Below are 23,875 nucleotides of genomic sequence, written 5' to 3'. Positions count from 1 at the left end.
ATCGGCGCTCCGGCGACGCCGGCGGCGGCCGGACGGGCCGCGGCGGGGGCCGCCCCGGTGGCCGGGGCGGCCGCGCCGTCACGCCTCGCGGGCGCCGTCGTACATCTCGTCGATCAGGGCCTTGTACTCGCGCTCCACGACCGGCCGCTTCAGCTTGAGGCTGGGCGTCAGCTCACCGTGCTCGATGTCCAGGTCGCGCGGCAGCAGCCGGAACTTCTTGATCGTCTGCCAGCGCTGGAGGCCGCTGTTGAGCTCCCGCACATAGCCGTCGATCAGCTCCTGGACCTCGCTTGTGGCCACCACCTCGGCGTAGCTCTTGCCCTCCAGGCCGTGGTCCTTGGCCCAGCCGAGGATGGACGGCTCGTCCAGGGCGATCAGCGCGGTGCAGTAGTTGCGGTCCGCGCCGTGCACCAGGATGTTGGAGACGAACGGGCAGACGGCCTTGAACTGGCCCTCCACCTCGGCCGGGGCCACGTACTTCCCGCCGGAGGTCTTGATCAGGTCCTTCTTGCGGTCGGTGATCCGCAGGTAGCCGTCGGAGGACAGCTCGCCGATGTCTCCTGTGTGGAACCAGCCGTCCGGCTCCAGCACCTCGGCCGTCTTCTCCGGCAGGCCGTGGTACCCCTGCATGACGCCGGGGCTGCGCAGCAGGATCTCGCCGTCGTCGGCGATGCGTACCTCCAGGCCGGGCAGCGCCTTGCCGACCGTGCCGGTGCGGTAGTTCTCCGGGTTGAGGAAGCTGGCGGCGCTGGACTCGGTGAGGCCGTACGCCTCCAGGATGTTGATGCCGGCGCCGGCGAAGAAGAAGCCGATGTCGGGGGCGAGGGCGGCCGAACCGGAGACGGCGGCGCGCAGCTGGCCGCCGAACGCCTCGCGCAGCTTGGTGTAGACGAGCTTGTCGGCGACGGCGTGCTTGGTCCGCAGGCCGAGCGGCACGGTGGCGGTGCCGGTGCGGCGGAAGCTGTCCTGGGAGGTCTTGGCGTACTCGCGGGCCACCTCGGCGGCCCACAGGAAGATCTTGTACTTGGCGGCGCCGCCCGCACGGGCCTTGGCGGCCACGCCATTGTAGACCTTCTCGAAGATGCGCGGCACGGCGCACATGTAGGTGGGGCGGACCACCGGCAGATTCTCGATGATCTTGTCGACCCGGCCGTCCACCGCCGTCGCGTGGCCCAGCGCGATCTGCTGCGCGGTGAGCACCTTGCCGAAGACGTGGGAGAGCGGCAGCCACAGGTACTGCAGGTCATCGGCGGTGATCAGGCCGGTGCCCTGGATCGCGCGGGCCATGTAGGACCAGGCGTCGTGCGGCAGCCGGACGCCCTTGGGGCGCCCGGTGGTGCCGGAGGTGTAGATCAGGGTGGCGAGCTGGTCGGCGCGGAGCGCGTCCATCCGCTCCTGCACCGCGCCGGGGTGGGCCTCCAGATAGGCCGCGCCGCGCTTCTCCAGGTCGGCGAGGGAGAGCACCCAGCCCTCCGGGTCGCCCTCGGCGGGCAGCGCGTCCCCGGCCTCCATCACCACCACATGGGCGAGCTCGGGCAGCTCGGCGCGGGTCTCGCGGGCCTTGGCGAGCTGGGCCGCGTCCTCGGCGATCAGCACCCGGCTGCCGGAGTCGGAGAGGATGAAGGCGGTCTCCTCGGCGTTGGTGCTCGGGTAGACCGTGGTGGTCGCCGCCCCCGCGCACAGCACGCCGAGGTCGGCGAGGATCCAGTCGATCCGGGTGCTGGAGGCGATCGCGACCCGCTCCTCGGGGCGCACGCCGAGGTCGATCAGGCCGGCCGCGATGCCGGTGACCCGGTCGGCGGTCTCCTTCCAGCTCAGCGACCTCCAGTCGTCCGGGCCCTGCCCGGACGCCGGCGGCACCGGGTAGCGGTACGCCTCGGTATCCGGCGTCTGCTCGACCCGCTGGAGGAAGAGGGTCGCCAAGGACGGCGGCCGGTCGTCGAGCAGCTTCTGTGTGTCGGTCACGGCATCCTCCGGAGCCCGCCTCGGCGCTTATGACTCGTGAGTAACCTTCGAGTCGGGATCAGCGTAGAGGCCAGGTCCGCGGTTGGTAAGGGTTCAGCGCGAGGTTGTTCACCTCTGATCGGCCCAGCGGATTCCGCCTCGTACGTCGACGGCGACCGGCGTCGGCCGGGCCCCGCGGCTTGCGCCGGGCCCGGCCGATGTCCGTCGCGCCGTCGCGCGCTACTTCTTGCCCTTGCCGGCGGAGTCGTCGCTGGACAGCACCGCGATGAAGGCTTCCTGCGGCACCTCGACGGAGCCGACCATCTTCATCCGCTTCTTGCCTTCCTTCTGCTTCTCCAGCAGCTTCCGCTTACGCGAGATGTCACCGCCGTAGCACTTGGCGAGGACGTCCTTGCGGATGGCGCGGATGGTCTCGCGGGCGATCACCCGGGAGCCGATCGCGGCCTGCACCGGCACCTCGAACGCCTGCCGCGGGATCAGCTCGCGGAGCTTGGCGACCAGCCGGACGCCGTACGCGTACGCCTGGTCCTTGTGGGTGATCGCGGAGAAGGCGTCGACCTTGTCACCGTGCAGCAGGATGTCGACCTTGACCAGCTGGGAGGTCTGCTCGCCGGTGGGCTCGTAGTCCAGCGAGGCGTAGCCGCGGGTCTTGGACTTCAGCTGGTCGAAGAAGTCGAAGACGATCTCCGCGAGCGGCAGGGTGTAGCGGATCTCGACCCGGTCCTCGGAGAGGTAGTCCATGCCCAGCAGGGTGCCCCGGCGGGTCTGGCACAGCTCCATGATCGAGCCGATGAACTCGCTGGGCGCCAGGATCGTGGCGCGCACCACCGGCTCGTACACCTCGGCGATCTTGCCCTCGGGGAACTCGCTGGGGTTGGTGACCGTGTGCTCGCTGCCGTCCTCCATGAGCACGCGGTAGACCACGTTGGGGGCGGTGGCGATCAGGTCCAGGCCGAACTCCCGCTCCAGCCGCTCCCGGATGACGTCCAGGTGGAGCAGGCCGAGGAAGCCGACCCGGAAGCCGAAGCCCAGCGCCGCGGAGGTCTCCGGCTCGTAGACCAGGGCCGCGTCGTTGAGCTGGAGCTTGTCCAGCGCCTCGCGCAGGTCCGGGTAGTCGGAGCCGTCCAGCGGGTAGAGGCCGGAGAACACCATCGGCTTGGGGTCCTTGTAGCCGCCCAGCGCCTCGGTGGCGCCGCCCGACTGCTGGGTGATGGTGTCGCCCACCTTGGACTGGCGGACGTCCTTCACCCCGGTGATCAGGTAGCCGACCTCGCCGACCCCGAGACCGTCCGCGGGCAGCATCTCGGGGGAGTTGGTGCCGATCTCCAGCAGCTCGTGGGTGGCTCCGGTGGACATCATCCGGATCCGCTCGCGCTTGGAGAGCTGACCGTCCACGACCCGGACGTAGGTGACCACGCCGCGGTACGAGTCATAGACCGAGTCGAAGATCATCGCGCGGGCGGGGGCGTCGGCGACACCGACCGGGGCCGGGACCCGCTCCACGACCCGGTCCAGCAGCGCGTCCACGCCGACGCCGGTCTTCGCGGAGACCCGCAGCACGTCGGACGGGTCGCAGCCGATGAGACCGGCGAGCTCCTCGGAGAACTTCTCCGGCTGGGCGGCCGGCAGGTCGATCTTGTTCAGCACCGGGATGATGGTGAGGTCGTTCTCCATCGCCAGGTAGAGGTTGGCGAGGGTCTGCGCCTCGATGCCCTGTGCGGCGTCGACCAGCAGGATGGTGCCCTCACAGGCCGCCAGCGACCGCGAGACCTCATAGGTGAAGTCCACGTGGCCGGGGGTGTCGATCATGTTGAGGATGTGGGTCGTGCCCACGGCCTCGCCCGTGGTGGGCGCCCAGGGCAACCGGACCGCCTGGGACTTGATCGTGATGCCGCGCTCGCGCTCGATGTCCATGCGGTCGAGGTACTGCGCGCGCATCTGCCGCTGCTCGACCACCCCGGTGAGCTGGAGCATCCGGTCGGCGAGGGTGGACTTGCCGTGGTCGATGTGCGCGATGATGCAGAAGTTGCGGATGTGCGCCGGGTCGGTGCGGCTTGGCTCCGGCACGTGGGTAGGGGTCGCGGGCACGCAGCGTCCTGTGTCTAGGCGGGGCTCGGTGGTGTTTCCCCCCATGGTCCCACGACTGGGCGGCAGTCTCCGGTTTGGGAGGCCATAGCGCCTGCTGGTAGCCTGGTCCACTGTGCCTCGTGCCCTCTCAACACGAGGCTCACCGTCCGGATCACCTCCGCCCTCACGGGCAGAGCGCGATCCGGATCCAAGAAATCCAATCGAACCTGAAAAGGCTCATTCGTGGCGAACATCAAGTCTCAGATCAAGCGGAACAAGACCAACGAGAAGGCGCGCCTGCGCAACAAGGCCGTCAAGTCCTCGGTCAAGACCGCGATCCGCAAGGCCCGCGAGGCCGTGGCCGCCGGTGACCTCGAGAAGGCCACCGTCGCCGTCCGCGAGGCCGGCAAGAAGCTCGACAAGGCCGCCAGCAAGGGCGTGATCCACAAGAACGCCGCCGCCAACAAGAAGTCGGCGCTGGCCCACCAGGTCGCCACCCTCAAGGGCTGAACGACCCCCTCGTACCACCCGGGGCCTTGAGCTCCGCGCCGGGACGGGCACAAGCGGTCCCTCTCACCCGCTCCGACCGGCACCCGGGGAGCCTCCGCCGCAGCGGATCTCCCACCCGCGGCTTCCAGCCGCATCGCGCCGCACGCGGCCTGCGTTCGCCACGCGGGTGCGGCGCACACCACGCATGACGAGGACCCCGCGCCCTTCCTTTCCCCAGGAAGGACGCGGGGTCCTCGTCGTCTCGGCGGCGTCACAGCGGCGTCACGGTGTCCCCACACGGACTCTTCATACTGTGTGCACTCGGGTACTCTTCGTGCATGTCGATACCGGGGGACCAGCCGCCCAACCCGTACGCACAGCAGCCGCAGCAGCCACCAGGTGGTCAGCCCCCGCAGGGCCCGCCGCCGCAGGGACCCCAGGGTCCGTCACCCTACGCCCCGCCTCCGCAGGACCAGCCCGCGCCGGGCCAGCCGAATCCCTACGCGGTTCCGGCGCAGCAACAGCAGCCCGGTGTGTACGCCCAGCCCACCCTCCCCGGAGTCCCGCTGACGCCGCCCGGCGGCTCGCCTGTCATCCCCGGCGGCGCCCCGATGGCGCCCGCCGGCTACGGTCCGGGCGCCGCGCACCCCATGGGGCCGCCGGCCGGCGGTGGCCCCGGGGGCCGCAAGGGCCGGGGCTGGCTGTGGGGCCTGGGCGGAGCGGTGGCCGCCTCCGCGGTGTGGGCGGGCGCGATCTTCGCCACCGGCGGCTTCGGCGATGAGGATCCCGAGCTCGCCGGATACTCCTACACGAGCGATCTGTGCAAGGCGAGCGACTTCACCACCTTCACCGGCGGCAACTACCAGGTGGAGGTGCCGGACGCGGACGACGACGAGGAAGAGAAGCAGAACCCGGAGCACAACGGCTTCCAGCACAAGGCGATCGACATGATGAACTGCAATGTCGATTTCGAGCGCAAGGACTCCAGCGACAGCTACTCGTCGGCCTGGCTCTACACCTCCGCCGAGCTCCACAGGAAGACCGACCCGCAGCCCGAGTTCGAGGCGCGCTACCGGGCGTACGAGAAGCAGGACACCGCCAGCTCCAAGTACAAGGTGAAGGCGGTCACGGACCTCGGCGACGAGGCGTATCTGGTCACCCAGATCGACAAGGACGACAAGCCCGGCGAGGAGTCGGACGGCGAGTACATGATCCTCGCGGTCCGGGACGGGTGGCTGACCTACTCCACGACCTGGTCGGAGTACGTCAGCACCTCCGACTACGACTCGGACTACGACTCCGATTACGACTCGGACTACGACTCCTCGGATGACGAGGAGAAGGCCGCGACCCCCGCCGAGGTCGAGGCCATGCTCAAGAAGAGCGCCCGGGCCACTCTCGCCAAGCTCCAGAAGCAGTAGCGCTCGGGAAGCGGAGGCGGGCCTGCCGGGAGGTCAGCGACGGCAGGACCGGCCGGCAGGTCAGCGCCCGCGCCGGCAGTCAGCGGCCGCGGCCGGCTCGGGCGGCGCGGGCGATGGCGACCACGGCCTTCTCCAGCGCGTACTCCGGATCGTCGCCGCCGCCCTTGACGCCGGCGTCCGCCTCGGCCACCGCGCGCAGTGCGACGGCCACCCCGTCCGCCGACCAGCCGCGCATCTGCTGCCGCACCCGGTCGATCTTCCACGGCGGCATGCCCAGCTCGCGTGCCAGGTCCGCGGGGCGCGCCCCGCGCGGCGCGGAGGCCAGCTTGCCGATGGCCCGCACCCCCTGGGCCAGGGCGCTGGTGATCAGCACCGGCGCGACGCCGGTCGCCACCGCCCAGCGCAGCGCCTCCAGCGCCTCGGCGGCGCGCCCCTCGACCGCCCGGTCCGCGACCGTGAAGCTGGACGCCTCCGCACGCCCGGTGTAATAACGGGCGACCACGGCCTCGTCGATGACGCCCTCGACATCGGCGACCAGCTGCGCGCAGGCGCTGGCCAGCTCGCGCAGATCGCTGCCGATGGCGTCCACCAGGGCCTGGCACGCCTCCGGGGTCGCCGACCGGCCGGTGGCCCGGAACTCCCCGCGGACGAACGCCAGCCGATCCGCGGGCTTGGTCATCTTGGGGCAGGCGACCTCGCGCGCCCCCGCCTTGCGGGCCGCGTCCAGCAGCCCCTTCCCCTTGGCGCCGCCCGCGTGCAGCAGCACCAGCGTGATCTCCTCGGCGGGCGCGCCGAGATACCCCTTGACGTCCTTGATGGTGTCGGCGGACAGGTCCTGGGCGTTGCGCACCACCACGACCTTCCGCTCCGCGAAGAGCGAGGGGCTGGTCAGCTCGGCGAGGGTGCCCGGCTGCAACGCGTCCGGGGCGAGGTCGCGGACATCGGTGTCGGGGTCGGCGGCGCGCGCCGCCGCGACCACCTCCTGCACCGCGCGGTCGAGGAGGAGGTCCTCCTGGCCCACGGCGAGGGTCACGGGGGCGAGCGGGTCGTCGGTCGTACTCTTCCTGGCCATCGTGGACCAGCATCCCACGAGCCACTGACACCACCCCATGACCGCCGGGAGCCGCCGGCTCATCCCGCGGCCATGGGCCCTGGCAGCGGCCGTCGGCCCTCCCCCACGGCCGACGGCTCGCGCCACTGTCGGACAATGACCCGGTGAGTGAACGACATGTCCTGGTGCTGCCCGACCGCGACGCCGCCGAGGAGGTGGCGGAGGCCCTGACCGAGCGTTTCGCGCCTGCGGAGGAACCGCTGCTGGTGCGGGACGCGCTGGCCGGCGAGGACGACGCCGAGGACGCGCAGTGGCTGGTCGTCGTGGAGGACCCCGCCGGCCGGCTGGCCGCGGAGGCGCTGAACGCGCTGGCGGAGGAGTACGACGGCTGGCTGGAGGACCACCCGGTCTGACCCGGCCCGACCGGGACCCGCGGTCGGTCACGGGTCCCGGATCGCTCAGGCGCCGGCGCCGTGTCCGACCCGGGGCACCCGGTCCAGCTCGATGCCGAAATGGGTGCGGTAGGCGGCGAGGACGGCCGCGTCGTCCGGCAGCTTCTCCTCACGACGCTCCTGCCCGGGCTCGCTGACCACCAGCGTCTCACCGCTCAGGGTGATGCGGCCGCCGGAGTCGGTGAGCCGTGAGCAGATCACGGACTGGGTGAACCGCGACTTCGGCGAGGTGCGGTGCCACCAGCAGGTGGCCTCGAAGTCGCCCAGCGGGCGCGGTCGCTGCTCCATGCGGTACTGGACCACGCCGTCCCGGCTGACCTCCAGATCGCCTTCCGGGGTGTCGGCGATGCGGAACACCCCATCGGGATCGGTCTGGTCGGCGCGGTCCGCGAGACGCAGCGGGTGGCGGCTGTTCCTGCCGAAGCCCACATCGGCCAGCCAGACACCGCCGTCGGACGTCACCACCCGCAGGGCCAGGTGGTCGTAGGGCGGACCATAGCCGTCGGGGCCGTGGACCCGGGCCGCCAGCAAGGACACCTCGTAGCCGAGGGCGGTCAGCAGTGCGGCGAAGGCTCCGTTGAGCTCGTAGCAGAAGCCGCCGCGACGCCTGTTGACCACCTTGTCGACCAGGGCGTCCGGGTCGAGCACGATCTCCTCGCCGAGATGGATGGAGAGGTTCTCGAAGGGGATGGCACCCAGGTGCCGGGCGTGCAGCTCGCGCAGGGACCGCGCGTCGGGGGCCAAGGGGCGCTCGGCCCCGATCCGGCGGAGGTAGGCGTCTGTTCGATCATGATCCATGCTGCGCAGTCTCACCCCTGACCGGCAGCCGACGCCATCCGGCCGAGGTCCTACACCCCAGGACCGAGGCGGCGGTTACGAGTCTTCGGCTCCTCCTCTGACGGTCGCGCCCAGGCCCGGGCCCGAGCCGGTGATCGCGATGGCGCCGTCGGTGTCGGTGCGGACGACGGCGGCGCCCTGCTCCCGCAGGGCTTCGACGGTGCGGGGTGACGGGTGGCCGTAGGGGTTCCGCGTGCCGCAGGAGATGACCGCCAGCCGGGGCCGCAGCCGGCGTATGAGCCCGGGGTCCTGGTAGGCCGAGCCGTGGTGGGCGACCTTGAGGACATCCACCCGCGGCAGGGTGGGGTGGGTCGCCGACAGCGCCTGCTGGGCCGGGGGTTCGAGGTCGCCGAGGAGGAGCAGGGTGAGGCCCGCGGTGCGGACGAGGAGCGTGACGCTCGCGTCGTTCGGCCCTTCGGTCGCCACCGCGGCCGGGGTGGACGTCGCGCCCGGGGGCAGGCCCGCCGTATCCGGGCCGACAGCCGGGGGCGGGCCGGTGGCCGGAGGCGGGCCGGCGGTCGGAGGCGGCTGGGGTGGCCAGAGCACTTCCCAGGACAGCGGGCCGACCCGGCGCCGCTCCCCCGGCGTGGCGGTGATCAGCGGGATGTGCGCCGCCCTGGCCTGGCGTCGGACGGCCCCGGCCTGGTCGGGCGGCTCGCTCAGGGCTGTGGTCTCGATCGCGCCGACCGCCCGGCCACGTAACACCCCTTCCAGCCCGGCGACGTGGTCCGCGTGAAAATGCGTCAGCACCAGCAGCGGGATCCGGTCGACGCCCAGCGAGCGCAGACAGCGGTCCACCGCGCGCGGCTCCGGGCCGGTGTCCACGACCACCGCCGTGCCGTCTCCCGCGGCCAGCACCAGCGCATCGCCCTGACCGACGTCACAGGCCACCATCCGCCAGTCGGGCGGCGGCCAGCCGGTGACGATTCGGGCCAGCGGTGCCGGGCGGACCAGCGCGACCAGCAGGAGCAGCGCGCACAGTGCACACAGCCATGGATGTCGCGGCAGCCGCCGCCCCAGCAGCACGGCCGCCCCGGTGACCGCCGCGAGCAGCAGTCCCCCGCCCCAGCCGCCGGGCCAGCCGAGCTGCGCACCGGGCAGGCTCGCACCGGTCCGGGCGACGAGGGCGACCCATTCGACCGGCCAGCTCGCCAGCCAGGCCAGGGACGCGGCGACCGGGAGCGCGAGTGGCGCCGTCGCGAGGGCGGCGAACCCGAGGATGGTCGCCGGACCGATCGCGAACTCGGCGAGGAGATTGCACGGCATCGCCACCAGGCTGACCTGGGCCGCCAGCACCGCGACGACCGGGGCGCAGACCGCCTGGGCGGCGGCCGCGGCCGCCAGCACCTCGGCCAGTCGCGGCGGCACCCCGCGACGGCACAGGGCGGCGCTCCAGCCCGGGGCGATGGTGAGCAGCGCACCGGTGGCCAGGACGGAGAGCAGGAAGCCGTAACTGCGGGCCAGCCAGGGGTCGTAGAGCAGCAGCGCCAGCACGGCGGCCGCGAGCGCGGGAAGGAGCGAACGGCGCCGCCCGGTGCCGATCGCCAGGAGCGTGATCGATCCGCAGGCGGCCGCCCGCAGCACGCTGGGATCCGGTCGGCACACCACGACGAAGGCGAGGACGAGGCCGCCCCCGAGCAGGGCGGTGGTTCGCAACGGAAGGCCCAGCCTGGCGGCGAGCCCACGCCGCTCGACCCGTCCGGCGAGGTGCGGCGGCCCGATCAGCAGGGCGAGCACCAAGGTGAGGTTGCTGCCGCTGACCGCGAGCAGGTGCGTGAGATCGGTAGCGCGGAACGCCTCGTTCAGCTCCGGCGGCACCCGGGAGGTGTCGCCGACCACCAGGCCGGGCAGGAGTGCCCGGGCGTCCGGGCCGAGCCCGTCGGTGGCCTCGCGCAGTCCCGCCCGCAGCCGTCCGGCCACGCGCTGCGGCGGTGTCGGCGGGCCGGTGATCCGGGGCGGCCCTTCGCCCCGCACCCGCACGACGGCGGCGAAGGGGTCGCTTTCGCGCGTCGGCGGCGCCAGCCGGGCCGAGACCCGAAGCCGGGTGGACGGCAGCAGGCCGAGCCAGGACCGCTGGGCCGCTCCATCCGGGCGGACCGTCACCAGGACGGGGACGCCGGCCCGGGTCACCGTGCCGTCGGACGCGGTGACCTCGTTGACCTCTGCCGGCAGGACCACCATGGCCGGAGCGGGGGCGGCGCCCCGTACCTGCGGGCGTGCCCGGCGCGGATCCCCGGTGACCGTCAGCTCCACGGTGGCTTCGGCATACCGCCCGGCCAGCGTCGGCACCGGGCCGCGCCGCAGCTCGGCGGCGTGCAGCCCGGCGACCGCTGCCGCGGCGGCGGCGCACAGCAGCGTCATGGCGAGGGCCACCTGGACACCGCTGCCGCTCCACCGCCGCCCACTGCCCGGACTCTGCCGTCGGCGACGGGCCGACCCGAGCAAGGCCATCGCGGTGACCACGGCCACCACGCACGCCGTGATCACGGCATCCGCCGGCGCACCAAGAGCGATGGTCGCCGCGAGCCAGGCCGCCAGCGCGGGCGGCACAAGCCGCAGATCGAGCGGGCCCTCCCGGGACGGATCGGAGGCACCCAGGGGCGACGCGGCAGCGGCATGGACCGGAGCCCGTGGGCGAGGCCGCACACGCGGTTGGGAGCGCGCGGGCGGATGCTGCGGATTCGGTAACTGGGGCGAAGACGGTGGTGAGGCGGTGTCGGCGGGAGTCATGGCTGGACCAACGGGCGCAGGTCGGCGAATCGCCGGCTGCCGATGCCGTTGACGTCGCGCAGCTCGTCGACGGACCGGAAGCCTCCATGCTGAGCGCGGTAGTCCAGGATGTGCTGGGCGAGCACCGGGCCCACGCCGGGGAGCGTGTCGAGCTGCTCGGCGGTAGCGGAGTTGAGGCTGATGGGGCCGCTGCTCCCGGGGCCGCTGGGCGCGGCCGCCACCCCGGGCCCCGGCCCGGCTCCGCCCGGGCCGGCGGGCGGCGCACCGGGCGGTGTGCCGACGACGATCTGCTCCCCGTCGCCCAGCACGCGGGCGCGGTTGAGTCCGCTCATGTCGGTGCCGGGCCGGGCTCCGCCCGCCGCCCGGATAGCGTCCGCGACCCGGGACCCGAACGGGAGACGGTGGACGCCTGGTTCGCGGACCTTGCCGGTCACGTCGACCACCACGGTCCGCACGCCCCCGCCGGCCTGCGGGCCGGCCGTGCCCGGCGCCTGCGGGGAGGGCGCGGCGCCTCGATCGGCAGGGCCGGCCGGCGGGCCGGCGGCGGTCGGGCGCGGAGGCTCGGCGGCCGGGGCCCTCACCGTCTGCGGCCGCCCGGTCCAGAAGTGGTGCACCGCGAAGGCCGCTGCGACGAGCAGGACGATGACCAGCGCGGCGAGCGTCTTGGGCTCGACGCCGCACCTGGTCTGCCACCACAGCGGTAAGCGCTCCCGCACGGCCAGCCGCACTCGCTCCCGGTGCCGGACGGGATCAGCCGCGCCGGTCGCCTCCACGTCGTGCGGCACGAGTTCGGACGCCTCCGCGTCGAGCGGCAGGAGCCCGGACGCCTCCGCGTCACCCGCGCCCACGGTATGGGCGGGCTCTGGCCCCGGGGCAGCGTCCCGGAGGAGTGCGGCCGCCCGCTCGGCCGGCCTGCCGGGTGTGCCAGGCGTGCCGGGCACCCGGCCGCCGACACCACGGGGGCTCGGCGTTCGGTCGGTTACGTACGGTGATCGTGGCCTCATGTGCCTGACGGTAGGCAGGTCGGGCGGATCCCGCAGCGGGCGCTCAGTTTCCGTGGATAACCGGCGAGTTGTGGATAGTCCGGTCACCCACACGGGTTTCAGCAAGGGGGTGCCACCCGCTAACGCGGTGACACCACCGCGCCCAGCAGACCCGGACCGGTGTGCGCTCCGATGACCGCGCCCACCTCGCTGACGTGCAGCCCGGCCAGCCCCGGCACTCGTTCCCGCAGCCGCTCCGCCAGCGCCTCCGCCCGCTCCGCCGCGGCCAGATGATGGACCGCGATGTCCACCGGACCGGCGGCGGCCCGCTCCACGACGAGCTCTTCGAGGCGGGCGATGGCCCTGGACGCGGTCCGCACCTTCTCCAGCAACTCGATGCGCCCGCCGTCCAGTTGCAGCAGCGGCTTGACCGCGAGCGCCGAGCCGAGCAGGGCCTGGGCGGCGCCGATCCGGCCGCCGCGGCGCAGATAGTCGAGGGTGTCGACGTAGAAATAGGCGGAGGTGGCCTCGGCCCGCTTCTCGGCGGCCGCCACCGCCTCGTCCAGAGTGCCGCCGCTCTCCGCGGTCTCGGCGGCCGCCAGCGCGCAGAAGCCGAGCGCCATCGCGACCATGCCGCTGTCCACCACGCGCACCGGCACCGGGGCGTGCTGGGCCGCGAGCACGGCGGCGTCGTAGGTCCCGGAGATCTCGGCGGACAGGTGCAGGGAGACGATTCCGGTCGCACCGGCCTCGGCCACGGCCCGGTAGGTGGCGGCGAACCTCTCCGGGTTGGGCCGGGACGTGGTGACGGATTTGCGTTTCTGCAGCGCCTGGGCGACGGAACGGGCCGAGATCTCGGTGCCCTCCTCCAGCGCCCGGTCACCGAGCACCACCGTGAGGGGAACGGAGGTGATGCGATGCCGCTCCATCACCTGCGGAGGCAGGTAGGCCGTGGAATCGGTCACGATCGCGACATGGCGGGACATGACTGGGAGGTTATCGGGGGATCCCCGAACCCGACAGCGCGGGCCCGCCGCGCGGAAGCCGAGACTCCGCTGGTCTGCCAGCAGACACCGTACCGCCGATCGGTCAGCTGGGGCCCTGCTGGGGCCGGGCCGCCTGCTGCCATGAGTGGCCGGGCTGCCGGCTGTGGTCCGGCGGGGCTTCCAGGGCGGGCGGCTCCCCCGCCGCGAGGCTCTGCTCCGGCGCGGCCGGAGGCTCCGCCCCGGGGGCGGACACCGGCCCCGGCGGGGCGCCGGCCCCCGCTCCGGACGCCGCCTCGGACACCGGCTCGGACGCCGGGGTCCAGTGGCGCAGCGCTCCGGTCTCCATGTCGATCTGGCGGCCCAGCTCCGCGAGATCCTCGTCGGCGAACCGCCGGGCCCGGTCCTGGGCCGCCCAGCGCAGGGAGTCCGCCGAGTGCCGTATCCGCTCCGCGCGCTCGCGGAGCTCGGGCAGCCGGGCGGCGGTGTGCCGCTTGTCGGGCTCCCGCTCCGCGCGCCCGAGCTGCTCGTCCAGCTCGGTGCCGTGCGCGCTGAGCCGCCGGAAGAGATCGAGCGATTCACCGAGCGAGGGGTCGTCGGCCGCGTGGGCGCGCAGCGCCTCCGCGGTGGCCCGCAGCGAGGTGCGCACGGACAGCCGCAGCTGGGCCAGCTCGCCGGCCGGGCCGGGCCGGGCGAGGCTCCTGGCCCGCAGGCTGGTCTCCTCGACCGTGCGGCGGGCCTGGGCGAGGGTGCGGTCCACGCCGCGCTTGGCCGCCCGCACGGCCCGCACGGCCGCGTAGACGCCTGCGGCGAGAAACAGGACGAAGAGCAGCAGCAGGGCCTCGATGGCTTCCATGGGCGCTCCTTCGCGGGGTCGTTCCTCCCCACCGTAAACGCACCGGGGCGGTCCGCGAGTCCCTCGTGGAACCCGCAAACCGCCCTTAGGGGGTGTCCGGTGGGTCTCCGCGGCGTCGCGACGCCTGGCACCCGCGCTCGCGGCGTTGTCGTCAGTCGCCTACGCTCCGCGTGGACTCCCTCCTCCGCCTTGCGATCACAGGCACCAGACGCCGCTCCTACCTCCACGGCGACCCACCGGACACCCCCTAGGGGTTCTCCCGGAGCAAGCCGGGAGGGCCCGGATCAAGCCGGGCCGACCCGGATCAGGCCGGGACGATGTTCACCAGCTTCGGTGCCCGCACGATCACCTTGCGCACCCCGGTGCCGGCCAGCGCCGCCACCACTGCCGGGTCGGCCAGGGCCAGCTTCTCCAGCTCCTCGTCGGCGATCGACGGGGAGACCTCCAGGCGCGCCTTGACCTTGCCCTTGATCTGGACGACGCAGGTCACGGTCTCGTCCACCACATAGGCCGGGTCGGCGACCGGGAAGTCCTGGTACACCACCGAGTCGTCGTGGCCCAGGCGGCGCCACAGCTCCTCGGCGATGTGCGGGGCCAGCGGGGCGACCAGCAGCACCAGCTGCTCGGCGACCGAGCGGGGCACCTCACGCACCTTGGTGACGTGGTTGTTCAGCTCGGTGATCTTGGCGATGGCGGTGTTGAACCGCAGCCCGGCCATGTCCTGGCGCACGCCGTCGATCGCCTTGTGCAGGGCGCGCAGCGTCGCCTCGTCCGGCTCGGTGTCGACGACGGTGACCTCGCCGGTGTTCTCGTCGACGACGTTCCGCCACAGCCGCTGGAGCAGCCGGTACTGGCCGATGACCGCGCGGGTGTCCCAGGGCCGGGAGACGTCCAGCGGGCCCATCGCCATCTCGTACAGGCGCAGGGTGTCGGCCCCGTACTCGGCGCAGATCTCGTCCGGCGTGACGGCGTTCTTCAGGGACTTGCCCATCTTGCCCAGCAGCCGGGAGACCTTGCCGCCCTCGTAGTAGAAGACGCCGTGGTCACGCTCCTCGACCTCGGCCGCCGGGACCGCGATGCCGCGGCTGTCCCGGTAGACGTACGCCTGGATCATGCCCTGGTTGTACAGCTTGTGGAACGGCTCGGCCGAGGAGACGTGCCCCAGGTCGAACAGCACCTTGGACCAGAAGCGGGCGTACAGCAGGTGCAGCACGGCGTGCTCGGCGCCGCCGACGTACAGGTCGACGCCGCCGTGCGGCCGACCCTCGCCCGGGCCCATCCAGTAGCGCTCGGCCTCCGGGTCGACCAGCCGCTCGCTGTTGCGCGGGTCCAGGTAGCGCAGCTCGTACCAGCAGGAACCGGCCCAGTTGGGCATGGTGTTGGTCTCGCGGCGGAAGCGGCGCGGGCCGCGCCCGTCGCCCAGGTCCAGGGTGACGTTGACCCAGTCCTCGTTACGGGAGAGCGGGGTCTCCGGCGAGGTGTCGGCGTCGTCCGGGTCGAAGGTGCGCGGGGAGTAGTCCTCGACCTCGGGCAGCTCCAGCGGCAGCATCGACTCGGGCAGCGGGTGGGCGATGCCGTCCTCGTCGTAGACGATCGGGAAGGGCTCGCCCCAGTAGCGCTGGCGGCTGAACAGCCAGTCGCGCAGCCGGAAGTTGACCGTGCCCTCGCCGATGCCCTGGGCGCGCAGCCACTCGGTCATCTTCACCTTGGCCTCGGTGACGACCAGGCCGTCCAGCGAGACGGTGTCGCCCGAGGAATTGATGATCTTCGCCTCGTAGGAGTCGAAGGAGTCCTCCCAGACGGCCGGGTCGGTGCCGCGGTCGTCGCTCGGCTCCACGACGCAGCGCATCGGCAGCTCGAAGGCGCGGGCGAAGGCGAAGTCACGGCTGTCGTGCGCCGGGACGGCCATGATCGCGCCGGTGCCGTAGCCCATCAGGACGTAGTCGGCGATGAAGACCGGCACCGGGTCGCCGCTGACCGGGTTGACGGCGAAGGCGCCGGTGAAGACGCCGGTCTTCTCCTTGGCGTCGGCCTGGCGCTCGACGTCGGACTTGGACGCGGCGAACTTGCGGTACTCGGCGATGGCCTCGGCCGGGGTGGCGTGACCCTGGGTCCACACCTCGTGGGTGGACTCGGGCCAGGTGTCCGGGGTGATGGTGTCGACCAGCGGGTGCTCGGGGGCCAGCACCATGTAGGTGGCGCCGAACAGCGTGTCCTGGCGGGTGGTGAAGATGGTGATCTTCTTGTCGCCCTCGCCGTGCGCGCCGTGCACGGGGAAGTCGACCCGCGCGCCCTCGGAGCGGCCGATCCAGTTGCGCTGCTGGAGCTTGATGGCCTCCGGCCAGTCCAGCGCGTCCAGGTCGGACAGCAGCCGGTCGGCGTAGGCGGTGATCCGCATGTTCCACTGGCGCAGCTTGGCCTTGAAGACGGGGAAGTTGCCGCGCTCGGAGCGGCCCTCGGCGGTGACCTCCTCGTTGGCCAGCACGGTGCCCAGGCCCGGGCACCAGTTGACCGGCGCGTCCGAGGCGTAGGCCAGACGGTAGCCGCCCAGCACCTCGTCGCGCTCCGCCGCGCTCAGCTCGCTCCAGGGGCGCCCGTCGGGGGTGGCGCGCTCACCGGAGGTGAACTGCTCGACGAGTTCGGCGATCGGCCGGGCCTTGGCGGCCTTCTCGTCGTACCAGCTGTTGAAGATCTGCAGGAAGATCCACTGGGTCCACTTGTAGTAGTCCGGGTCGATCGTGGCGAACGAGCGGCGCTTGTCGTGGCCCAGGCCCAGCCGGCGCAGCTGTGCCTTCATGTTGACGATGTTGGCCTCGGTGGACACCCGCGGGTGGGTGCCGGTCTGCACGGCGTACTGCTCGGCGGGCAGGCCGAAGGCGTCGAAGCCCAGGGTGTGCAGCACGTTGTGGCCGGTCATGCGGTGGAACCGGGCGTAGACGTCGGTGGCGATGTAGCCCAGCGGGTGGCCGACGTGGAGTCCCGCACCCGAGGGGTAGGGGAACATGTCCATGACGAACTTCTTGGGGAGGGCGACGGTCGCCGGGTCGCCCGCCAGCTCACCACTCGGATTGGGCGCCTCGTAGGTGCCGTGGGCGTCCCAGAAGTCCTGCCAGCGGGCCTCGATGTCGGCGGCCAGGGCGGCCGTGTAGCGGTGCGGCGCGGCCACCTCGGCGGCACTGTGGGTCTCGCTCATCGTCCTCTAAGCTCCATCGATCGTCTCTGTCAGCGGGGGAAACGAAAAATCCCCTCGCACAGGAGGGGACGCCGCGCCGATGCCGACCTGGTGTGTCACCGGCCGGTACTGATCAGCGCGGCCCGCTAAGCAGAAGGCGTACGGCACGCATGGGGTCAGATTACCGCAGCACCCGAAGCGGCGGCGCGCAGACCTGTGGACAAAGAGAAGCGGGCCGTCCATCCGGACGACCCGCTTCCTGGGAAGTGGAGCTAAGGAGAATTGAACTCCTGACCTCCTGCATGCCATGCAGGCGCTCTACCAACTGAGCTATAGCCCCAGGCTTTGCACCGCTTGGGTTTCCTTCGGTTTCCTTCCGGCTCCCCGCTGCGGCACGGCCTACATTACACGGACCGCCCGGCCTTCTGCCAAATCGGTTCTCTCAGGCCGTCGCGAAGGAGTAGAACCGCTTGAGCGTGCAGTGCTCGTCGAGGAGCCGGCCGTAGATCGGCTCCCCCTCGAGCTCGCGGTACGTCTCGATCGGGTCGCCTTTTATGATCAGCGCCCGCGCGCACTCCACGCACCAGTACTGGTACTCGGGATTGAGCGGTTCCATGTCCCGGACGATCGGCGTGCCGCTCCCGCACCAGTCGCACTTCCGGCTGTGTGCCCCCATCACTCCGCTCCGTCGCGCGCCGCGGGCCGTGCCGAGCCGGGAGACGCCGCCGCAGTCATCGCACCATCCATCCCGATCGGCCCCGTCCCCCTCCGGCCGTCCCGATTCTGCCATGGGAAACGCGCCGGGTCAGCGGCGGAGCAGCCGCGACAATCCGGCGGCCGCCCCGCACAGCGTCGTACCGGCAAGCGCGAGGCAGGTCACCCAGAGCGCGTCAGCGGACTCCACCGCTCCGGGGCCCGCGATCCGGCCCAGGAAGACGGCGCCGAAGGCCGCGACCCCGATCAGCAGGCCGAGTTGGGCCGAGGTCGACAGCACCCCGCTGGCGTCCGCCGCGTCGTCCTGCCGCACCGTCGCCAACGCCCGCGTCAGCGCCGGGCTGTAGGAGAAGCCGAGCCCTACGCCGACGCCGGCCAGCGCCACGTAGCAGCCGATCCCGGCCTCCGCCCCGTCACGCAGGCCCAGTGCCAGGCCGATGAAGGAAACGGCGGCGAGCACGAATCCGCCGGGCACCATGACAGGCTGCCAGCGCGCGGGCAGCCGCCCCCAGTTGAGTCCGACCACGCCGAACGCCGCCGCGTAGGGCACGAAGGTCAGTCCGGTGCGCAGCGCGCTGTAGCCCAGTCCGCTCTGCAGGTGGAGCGTGAGCATGAACATCAGTCCGGCGTTGACCGCCAGCGCCAGGGCGATCCGCACCATCGCCAGCGGAACCCCCGGGGTGCGCACCACGCGCGGGGTGATCAGCGGCGCGCCGCCCCGCCGCGCGAGCCGGGTCTCGTAGCCGGCGAAGACCGCGCCCAGCGCGGCGCTGAGGGCCATCGCGATCCAGCCCCACAGCGGCCAGCCCTGCTCCTGGCCGAGCACCAGCGGCACGGTGAACAGCATGACCGCCGAGGCCAGCAGCACCAGGCCCGGCAGGTCCAGGTCGCGGGCGCGTTCGGCCTCCTGCGCCTGGTCGCGCGGCATCAGCCTGGGGCCGATGGCCAGCAGCGCCAGCCCGATCGGCACGTTGACCAGGAACACCGGCCGCCAGCCGGTGCCGAACAGGTCCGCGCTGACCAGTACGCCGCCCGCGATCTGACCGGCGGCGGCGCCGGAGGCGAGGACCGCGGAGTAGGCGCCCAGTGCCCGGGCCCGCGAGTCTCCGGTGAAGGTCCGCTGGATCAGGCTCAGCACCTGCGGCAGCATCAGCGCCGCCGCGGCGCCCTGGGCGAACCGGAAACCGATCAGCTGACCGCTGTTCTGCGCCAGCCCGCAGGCCAGCGAGGAGAAGGTGAATCCGGCGAGCCCGGTCAGGAACGCCCGCCGGTGGCCGAACCGGGCGCCGAGGCGGGCGCCGGTGATGAGCAGCACCGCGTACGCGATGGTGTACCCGGCGATGACCAGCTGGAGTTCGGCACCGGAGGCGTCCAGGTCCTGGCGGATCGCGGGGGCGCCCACATTGACGATGAAGAGGTCGAGCAGCGCCATGAACTGCCCGGTGAGCACGATCGCCAGCACCCAGCCGGGGCGGGGCGCGCCACGGCGGCCCGGCCGGTTGTCAGTGGCATCGCCTTTACTGGATTCGGCGACGGAGGCGAGGCGTTCGCCTGATGCGGGGTGAGCGTGCAGCGTGTGTGTCATGCCGACCAGCCTGCGGACGATCGGATACGGGTAACGAGAGTCCTTCGATGCTGGTACTGACAGCACCTGGCAACGATCGTCCGGCGTCGGGAGTATGGACGATGAAGATCGACTACGGGGGACGACGATGGGCGTGAACACCCAGCGCAGGAGGCCCGAGCTGGCGACCTTCCTGCGCAACCGCCGGGCCCGGGTGACACCGGCGGACGTGGGAATGCCGCCGGGCCTGCGCCGCCGCACCCCGGGGCTGCGGCGTGAGGAGGTCGCCCAGCTCTCCGGAGTCGGCGTCACCTGGTACACCTGGCTGGAGCAGGGCCGCCCGATCAACGCCAGCGTGCAGGTGCTGGACGCGGTGGCGCGTACCCTCCGGCTGGACGCGGCCGAGCGCGAGCACCTGTACCACCTCGCCGAGGTGCCGTACGTCCCGGACCGCCAGGGGGACGCGACCAGCGTCGGGGCCGAGGTGCGGGGCATCGTCGACGCGCTGGACCCGCTGCCGGCCGTGGTCTACAACGCCCTCTTCGACGTCCTCGCCTGCAACCAGGGGTACCGGGACCTCTTTCCGATCGTGGCGGCGGGCGAGGCGCCGAACGTGCTGTGGCAGATGTTCGCCCACGCGCAGTGCTGCAACCCGTTCCGCAACTACCGCGAGGAGCTGCCGACCCTGGTGGCGACCTTCCGCGGGGCCTACGGCCGCCATGTCGGCGAGCCCTGCTGGGAGTCCTTCATCGCGCGGCTCTCCGCGGTCAGCGAGGATTTCCGCCGGCTGTGGGAGACCGGCGATGTCGCGCCGCCCGGCCCGCGGGTCAAGACCGTCAGGCACCCCTCGGTGGGCGAGATGCGGCTCACCTCGACCTCGCTGGCGGTCAGCGGGGCGCCGGACACCCGGATCGTCGTCTACACCCCGCAGGACGAGGAGAGCCGGGCCCGCATGGCCGAGCTGCGCACCGTCGAGGATCCGCTGCTGGGCTGCCCGGAGCACGTCCGGCCGCTCTCGGTGATCCTGGCCGACCGGGCGCGGCAGCCTCGGCCGCCGGATCGGGTCCCGGGGGCGGAGGTCACCGTCGGCTGACCGGCCGGGAGACGCCCGGGGAAAGGCCCGGGGAAAGCCCGGGAAAGCCCGGGGAAACGAAAGATCCCGGCCCTCGATGAGGACCGGGATCTTTGCGGGCTGTGGAGCTAAGGAGAATTGAACTCCTGACCTCCTGCATGCCATGCAGGCGCTCTACCAACTGAGCTATAGCCCCGCTGTTCCCCAGCTCGCCGGGTTTTTCTCCCCGCCGTGCCGCGAACAAGAAGAACCTTAGCCTGTGACCTGCCCGAATGGGAAATCCGCCCTCGCCGGGCGGTGTCCGGGGCGGTCGGCGAGGCCGAGGAGGCCCCGGCCGCGGCGCGCGGTCCGCTCAGTCGTCGTCGCCGAGCACCGGCTCCGGGAGGGTGCCGGCGTTGTGCTCCAGCAGGCGCCAGCCGCGGACTCCCTCGCCCAGCACCGACCAGCAGCAGTTCGACAGGCCGCCGAGCGCCTCCCAGGAGCGGGAGTCCAGGTCGAGCAGCCGCCCGATGGTGGTGCGGATGGTGCCGCCGTGGCTGACCACGACGAGCGTGCCGCCGTCCGGCAGCTTGTCGGCGTGGTGCAGGACCACCGGTGCCGCCCGTTCGGCGACCTCGGTCTCCAGTTCGCCGCCGCCGCGCCGCACCGGCTCACCGCGCTTCCAGGCGGCGTACTGCTCGCCGAAGCGCTCGATGATCTCCTCGTGGGTCAACCCCTGCCACTGGCCCGCGTAGGTCTCCCGCAGTCCGGTGTCCTGGGCGACCTCCAGCCCGGTCAGCGCGGACAGCTCGGCGGCGGTCGCGGTGGCCCGCTTGAGGTCGGAGGCGATGATCGCGTCGGGCTTGAGCGCGGCCAGCAGACGGGCCGCGCGGCGCGCCTGGCCCCGGCCCATCTCGGTCAGCTCGATGTCCGTGGAGCCCTGGAAGCGGCGCTCGAGGTTCCACGAGGTCTGACCGTGGCGCCACAGGACTATGCGGCGGCCCCGGCCGCCCCTGGCACCGTTCAGCTCAGCTCACCGCCCAGATCGCCGGCCGCGGCCTGGCTCTGGGCGTACTCCTCGCCCTTGCCGCGGGTGGCGACGGCGTCCGCGGGGAGCTCCAGCTGCGGGCAGTCCTTCCAGAGCCGCTCCAGCGCGTAGAAGACGCGCTCCTCGCTGTGCTGGACGTGGACCACGATGTCCACGTAGTCGAGCAGCACCCAGCGGGCCTCGCGGTCGCCCTCGCGGCGGACCGGCTTGGCGCCCAGCTCCTTGCCCAGCCGCTCCTCGATCTCGTCGACGATCGCCTTCACCTGGCGGTCGCTGGGCGCCGAGGCCAGCAGGAAGGCGTCGGTGATCGAGAGAACGTCGCTGACGTCGTACGCGATGATGTCGTGCGCGAGCTTGTCGGCGGCCGCCTGGGCGGCGGCGTTGATGAGCTCGATGGAGCGGTCCGTGGCGGTCACAAGCGGCACTTTCGGATCGGGGTCGTTTCTCCCTCAAGGGTCTCACGCCCCACCGACACCTTGGCCAGCCGTTTTGTCCGGCCCGCGGACCCCGCTGCCCAGGACCGCCGAACCCGCGGCTCCGCCCGCGTAAGCCGCAGCTCAGCCCGCGTGGGCCGCGGCCCCGCCCGCGGAAGCCTCGGCTCAGTCCGCTGATCCCGCGGCTCCCGCGGATGCGGTCGCCCCGGCGGCCGTCGACCCGGCCGGGTCCGTGCCGCCCGGGGAGCCGGTGCCCGCGCCGGCCCCCTTCGCGCCCTTGTAGTCCTGGCCCAGCTCCACGGTCACGTCCGCGTTGGCCGCGCCCTTGCCCTTGCGGACCGCGCCCGCCGGCAGGCCCAGCGTCTTGGCGACCTCCCTGGCCTGCGCCGCCTGCCGCTCGTCGGTGTAGGTCACCCGCGTAACGGGCACGGTCGAGTCGCCCGCGTCGGTGGCGCCGACGACGGTGAAGCCGCCGTTGACCAGCGCGACCTGGGCGGCGCTCGCCGCGCCCGGCTTGCCGGTGGCGTTCCGCACGCTGACCCGCGCGGTGGAGCCCTGGTCGGTGTTCTTCACCGTGCCGCCGAGGATGTCCTTGACGACGTGGTCGGTCGCCTCCTGGCTGAGCGTGCCGTCCTGCTGCACCGGCAGCGGCGTGGTCTCGTACGCGCCGGTCTTGGCCAGCTCGGCGAGCTTGGCCAGCGAGGCGCCGAGCTCCTGCTCGCTGAGCGAGGGGTCGGCGATCTGGGCGAGCGACTCGACGGTGGTGGTGGCGTCCCCGGCGTCGCTGGACATCTTCCGCAGCACCGCGTGCATCACCTGGCCGAAGCGGCTCAGCTGCTTGGTCTGCGCCTCGGCGGGTGCCCGGTAGGTGGCGTAGGCGACGGCGGCGCGGCCGTTCAGCGTCCGGTCCTTGCCGCGGACGACCAGCGGGTCGGCGCCCTTCTTCTCCGCCGGCACGGTCACGTCCGGGTCGACGGTGATGCCGTCGACCAGCTCGACGAGGTTCTCCAGGTAGGGGGTGTCCAGCCGCCAGGTGCCCTCGATCCGGGTGCCGAGCAGCGCGCCGAGCGCCTCCCGGGTGGCGTCCGAGCTGTCCTCGACGGACTTGCCCAGCGTGGTGGAGCCGCCTTCGTCGGTGGCGACCGCGAGCGCGTTGGGCAGCAGGACCGTGGTGCCCTTCTTGGTGGTCTCGTTGTCGACGAGCAGCACGGTGGAGGTCTCCTCGCCGCCCGTCTCGTGCAGGTGCAGCACGATGACGTGGCGCTGCTGCGGGCCGCTGGAGCCGGCCTGCTCGTCCGTGGAGCCGGGCTGGCCGGGGAGCTTGCCCGCCGACCACAGGTAGCCGACCCCGCCGGCGGCGGCCAGGACCAGCAGCACCATCAGCGCGATCACCCGATTGCGTGTCTTGCGACGGCGCTCGTCGCGTCGCTCCGTTCGGGTTTCGGCGAATTTCAACCAGTCGATGACGTCCTCGGAGTCCTCGTCCGGCTCTTCGAGGAAGGAGAACTGCTCGGTGCGGTAGGGGCCGTTCCCGTCGTCCGGGCGCTCCCCGGCCGCGGGGCGCGTCCGGGGCCCCGGCTCGTGTCCGCGCTGCGGGGGGACGAGGGGCTGCTGACCGGTGTCGCCGCCACCGGACTGGGGGTGCCCGGTGTCGTACGAGCCGAAGTCGGGGGAGAAATCGGGGGTGGGGTCAGGGGTGAACCCGGGGGCGTACTCCTGGCGGACCTGCTGGGCCTGCTGGGCCTGGTACGCCTGCGCGGAGTGCTGGGCCTGCGGGGCCTGCGGCGCCTGCTGGGCCCGGTACCCCTGCGGGGCCTGAGCCTGCGCGTGCGGGTCCGCCCAGTCGTAGGTCGCGGAAGGGTCGTACTGGTGCGGCAGGGACGGCGCGGGCTGCTGCACCGGGCGGCCGTACGCGTCGTACCCGTACTCCGGGGCAGGGCCCTGCGGCTGCTGGTAGACCGGCCGGCCGTAGGCGTCGTAGCCGTACACCTGCGGTGCGTAGGGATCCTGGCCGGGATCCTGCCCGTACGGGTCCTGTCCGTCGTTCACCGGTACCCC

General features: G+C 72.5%; 18 protein-coding genes and 2 tRNA genes. 4 read left to right on the top strand and 16 right to left on the bottom strand.

Translation table 11 applies throughout. The features are described 5' to 3' along the window. Positions 1–78: 78 nt before the first annotated feature. Entirely contained in the window at positions 79–1,965 is a 1,887-nt protein-coding gene (locus AC4BDD_RS20670; RefSeq protein ID WP_490686938.1) for an AMP-dependent synthetase/ligase, read from the bottom strand. 219 nt (positions 1,966–2,184) lie between these two features. Next, positions 2,185–4,053 (bottom strand): translation elongation factor 4, encoded by a 1,869-nt coding sequence (lepA, locus tag AC4BDD_RS20665; protein ID WP_490686937.1) that lies wholly within the window; start codon positions 4,051–4,053, stop codon positions 2,185–2,187. A gap of 222 nt (positions 4,054–4,275) precedes the next feature. Here lepA and rpsT point away from each other — a divergent pair, with 222 nt between their 5' ends. Together rpsT and AC4BDD_RS20655 are read left to right on the top strand one after the other, a co-directional pair. Further along, on the top strand, positions 4,276–4,542 hold the full coding sequence (rpsT, locus tag AC4BDD_RS20660) for a 30S ribosomal protein S20 (RefSeq protein ID WP_490686936.1): 267 nt from the start codon (positions 4,276–4,278) through the stop codon (positions 4,540–4,542). A 317-nt stretch (positions 4,543–4,859) separates the two neighbouring features. After that, on the top strand, positions 4,860–5,942 hold the full coding sequence (locus tag AC4BDD_RS20655) for a hypothetical protein (protein ID WP_490686935.1): 1,083 nt from the start codon (positions 4,860–4,862) through the stop codon (positions 5,940–5,942). Between the two features lie 79 nt (positions 5,943–6,021). Here AC4BDD_RS20655 and holA read toward each other — a convergent pair whose 3' ends face one another. Continuing rightward, positions 6,022–7,014: a DNA polymerase III subunit delta gene (holA, locus tag AC4BDD_RS20650; protein WP_490686934.1), complete on the bottom strand. Its 993-nt coding sequence runs from the start codon at positions 7,012–7,014 to the stop codon at positions 6,022–6,024. A 143-nt stretch (positions 7,015–7,157) separates the two neighbouring features. Here holA and AC4BDD_RS20645 point away from each other — a divergent pair, with 143 nt between their 5' ends. Next, positions 7,158–7,406 (top strand): hypothetical protein, encoded by a 249-nt coding sequence (locus tag AC4BDD_RS20645; RefSeq protein WP_490686933.1) that lies wholly within the window; start codon positions 7,158–7,160, stop codon positions 7,404–7,406. Positions 7,407–7,451: 45 nt separating this feature from the next. Here AC4BDD_RS20645 and AC4BDD_RS20640 read toward each other — a convergent pair whose 3' ends face one another. The 9 genes from AC4BDD_RS20640 to AC4BDD_RS20600 all read right to left on the bottom strand — a co-directional run bounded on the left by AC4BDD_RS20640 (position 7,452) and on the right by AC4BDD_RS20600 (position 19,305). Beyond that, the gene (locus AC4BDD_RS20640) at positions 7,452–8,243 is read right to left on the bottom strand and encodes an arylamine N-acetyltransferase family protein (protein WP_490686932.1); all 792 of its coding nucleotides are present in this window, start codon (positions 8,241–8,243) and stop codon (positions 7,452–7,454) included. Between the two features lie 75 nt (positions 8,244–8,318). Next, entirely contained in the window at positions 8,319–11,012 is a 2,694-nt protein-coding gene (locus AC4BDD_RS20635; protein WP_490686931.1) for a ComEC/Rec2 family competence protein, read from the bottom strand. Further along, a complete protein-coding gene (locus tag AC4BDD_RS20630; protein ID WP_490686930.1) occupies positions 11,009–11,860 on the bottom strand; it encodes a ComEA family DNA-binding protein in 852 nt (283 codons plus the stop codon). The genes AC4BDD_RS20635 and AC4BDD_RS20630 overlap by 4 nt, the downstream gene beginning before the upstream one ends. A gap of 275 nt (positions 11,861–12,135) precedes the next feature. Next, positions 12,136–12,981 (bottom strand): DegV family protein, encoded by an 846-nt coding sequence (locus AC4BDD_RS20625; protein WP_490686929.1) that lies wholly within the window; start codon positions 12,979–12,981, stop codon positions 12,136–12,138. A 103-nt stretch (positions 12,982–13,084) separates the two neighbouring features. After that, a complete protein-coding gene (locus AC4BDD_RS20620; protein WP_490686928.1) occupies positions 13,085–13,834 on the bottom strand; it encodes a hypothetical protein in 750 nt (249 codons plus the stop codon). 304 nt (positions 13,835–14,138) lie between these two features. Next, positions 14,139–17,027 (bottom strand): leucine--tRNA ligase, encoded by a 2,889-nt coding sequence (gene leuS, locus AC4BDD_RS20615; protein WP_490686927.1) that lies wholly within the window; start codon positions 17,025–17,027, stop codon positions 14,139–14,141. A 246-nt stretch (positions 17,028–17,273) separates the two neighbouring features. Continuing rightward, positions 17,274–17,346 (bottom strand) — tRNA-Ala (locus tag AC4BDD_RS20610). A gap of 102 nt (positions 17,347–17,448) precedes the next feature. After that, positions 17,449–17,682 (bottom strand): hypothetical protein, encoded by a 234-nt coding sequence (locus AC4BDD_RS20605; RefSeq protein ID WP_352137407.1) that lies wholly within the window; start codon positions 17,680–17,682, stop codon positions 17,449–17,451. Between the two features lie 129 nt (positions 17,683–17,811). Further along, a complete protein-coding gene (locus AC4BDD_RS20600; protein ID WP_490686926.1) occupies positions 17,812–19,305 on the bottom strand; it encodes an MFS transporter in 1,494 nt (497 codons plus the stop codon). Positions 19,306–19,399: 94 nt separating this feature from the next. Here AC4BDD_RS20600 and AC4BDD_RS20595 point away from each other — a divergent pair, with 94 nt between their 5' ends. Continuing rightward, positions 19,400–20,377, top strand: a complete 978-nt coding sequence (locus AC4BDD_RS20595; RefSeq protein WP_490686925.1) for a helix-turn-helix transcriptional regulator — start codon at positions 19,400–19,402, stop codon at positions 20,375–20,377. Positions 20,378–20,479: 102 nt separating this feature from the next. On the opposite strand, the gene AC4BDD_RS20590 is transcribed toward AC4BDD_RS20595, so the two are convergent. From AC4BDD_RS20590 to AC4BDD_RS20575, 4 genes are all read right to left on the bottom strand, one after another. Continuing rightward, positions 20,480–20,552 (bottom strand) — tRNA-Ala (locus AC4BDD_RS20590). Positions 20,553–20,708: 156 nt separating this feature from the next. Further along, complete coding sequence (locus AC4BDD_RS20585) at positions 20,709–21,362, bottom strand: histidine phosphatase family protein (protein ID WP_490691862.1); 654 nt, start codon at positions 21,360–21,362, stop codon at positions 20,709–20,711. Further along, the gene (gene rsfS / locus AC4BDD_RS20580; RefSeq protein WP_490686924.1) at positions 21,359–21,799 is read right to left on the bottom strand and encodes a ribosome silencing factor; all 441 of its coding nucleotides are present in this window, start codon (positions 21,797–21,799) and stop codon (positions 21,359–21,361) included. Before rsfS ends, AC4BDD_RS20585 begins: the two co-directional genes overlap by 4 nt. Positions 21,800–21,982: 183 nt before the next feature. Beyond that, positions 21,983–23,866 (bottom strand): LCP family protein, encoded by a 1,884-nt coding sequence (locus AC4BDD_RS20575; protein ID WP_490686923.1) that lies wholly within the window; start codon positions 23,864–23,866, stop codon positions 21,983–21,985. Positions 23,867–23,875 lie beyond the last annotated feature (9 nt).

It is taken from the genome of Streptomyces sp. JLBT605, from assembly GCF_058215555.1.
Note: the sequence above shows the minus strand (reverse complement) of the source record. Positions and strands in the feature narration are given on the sequence as shown.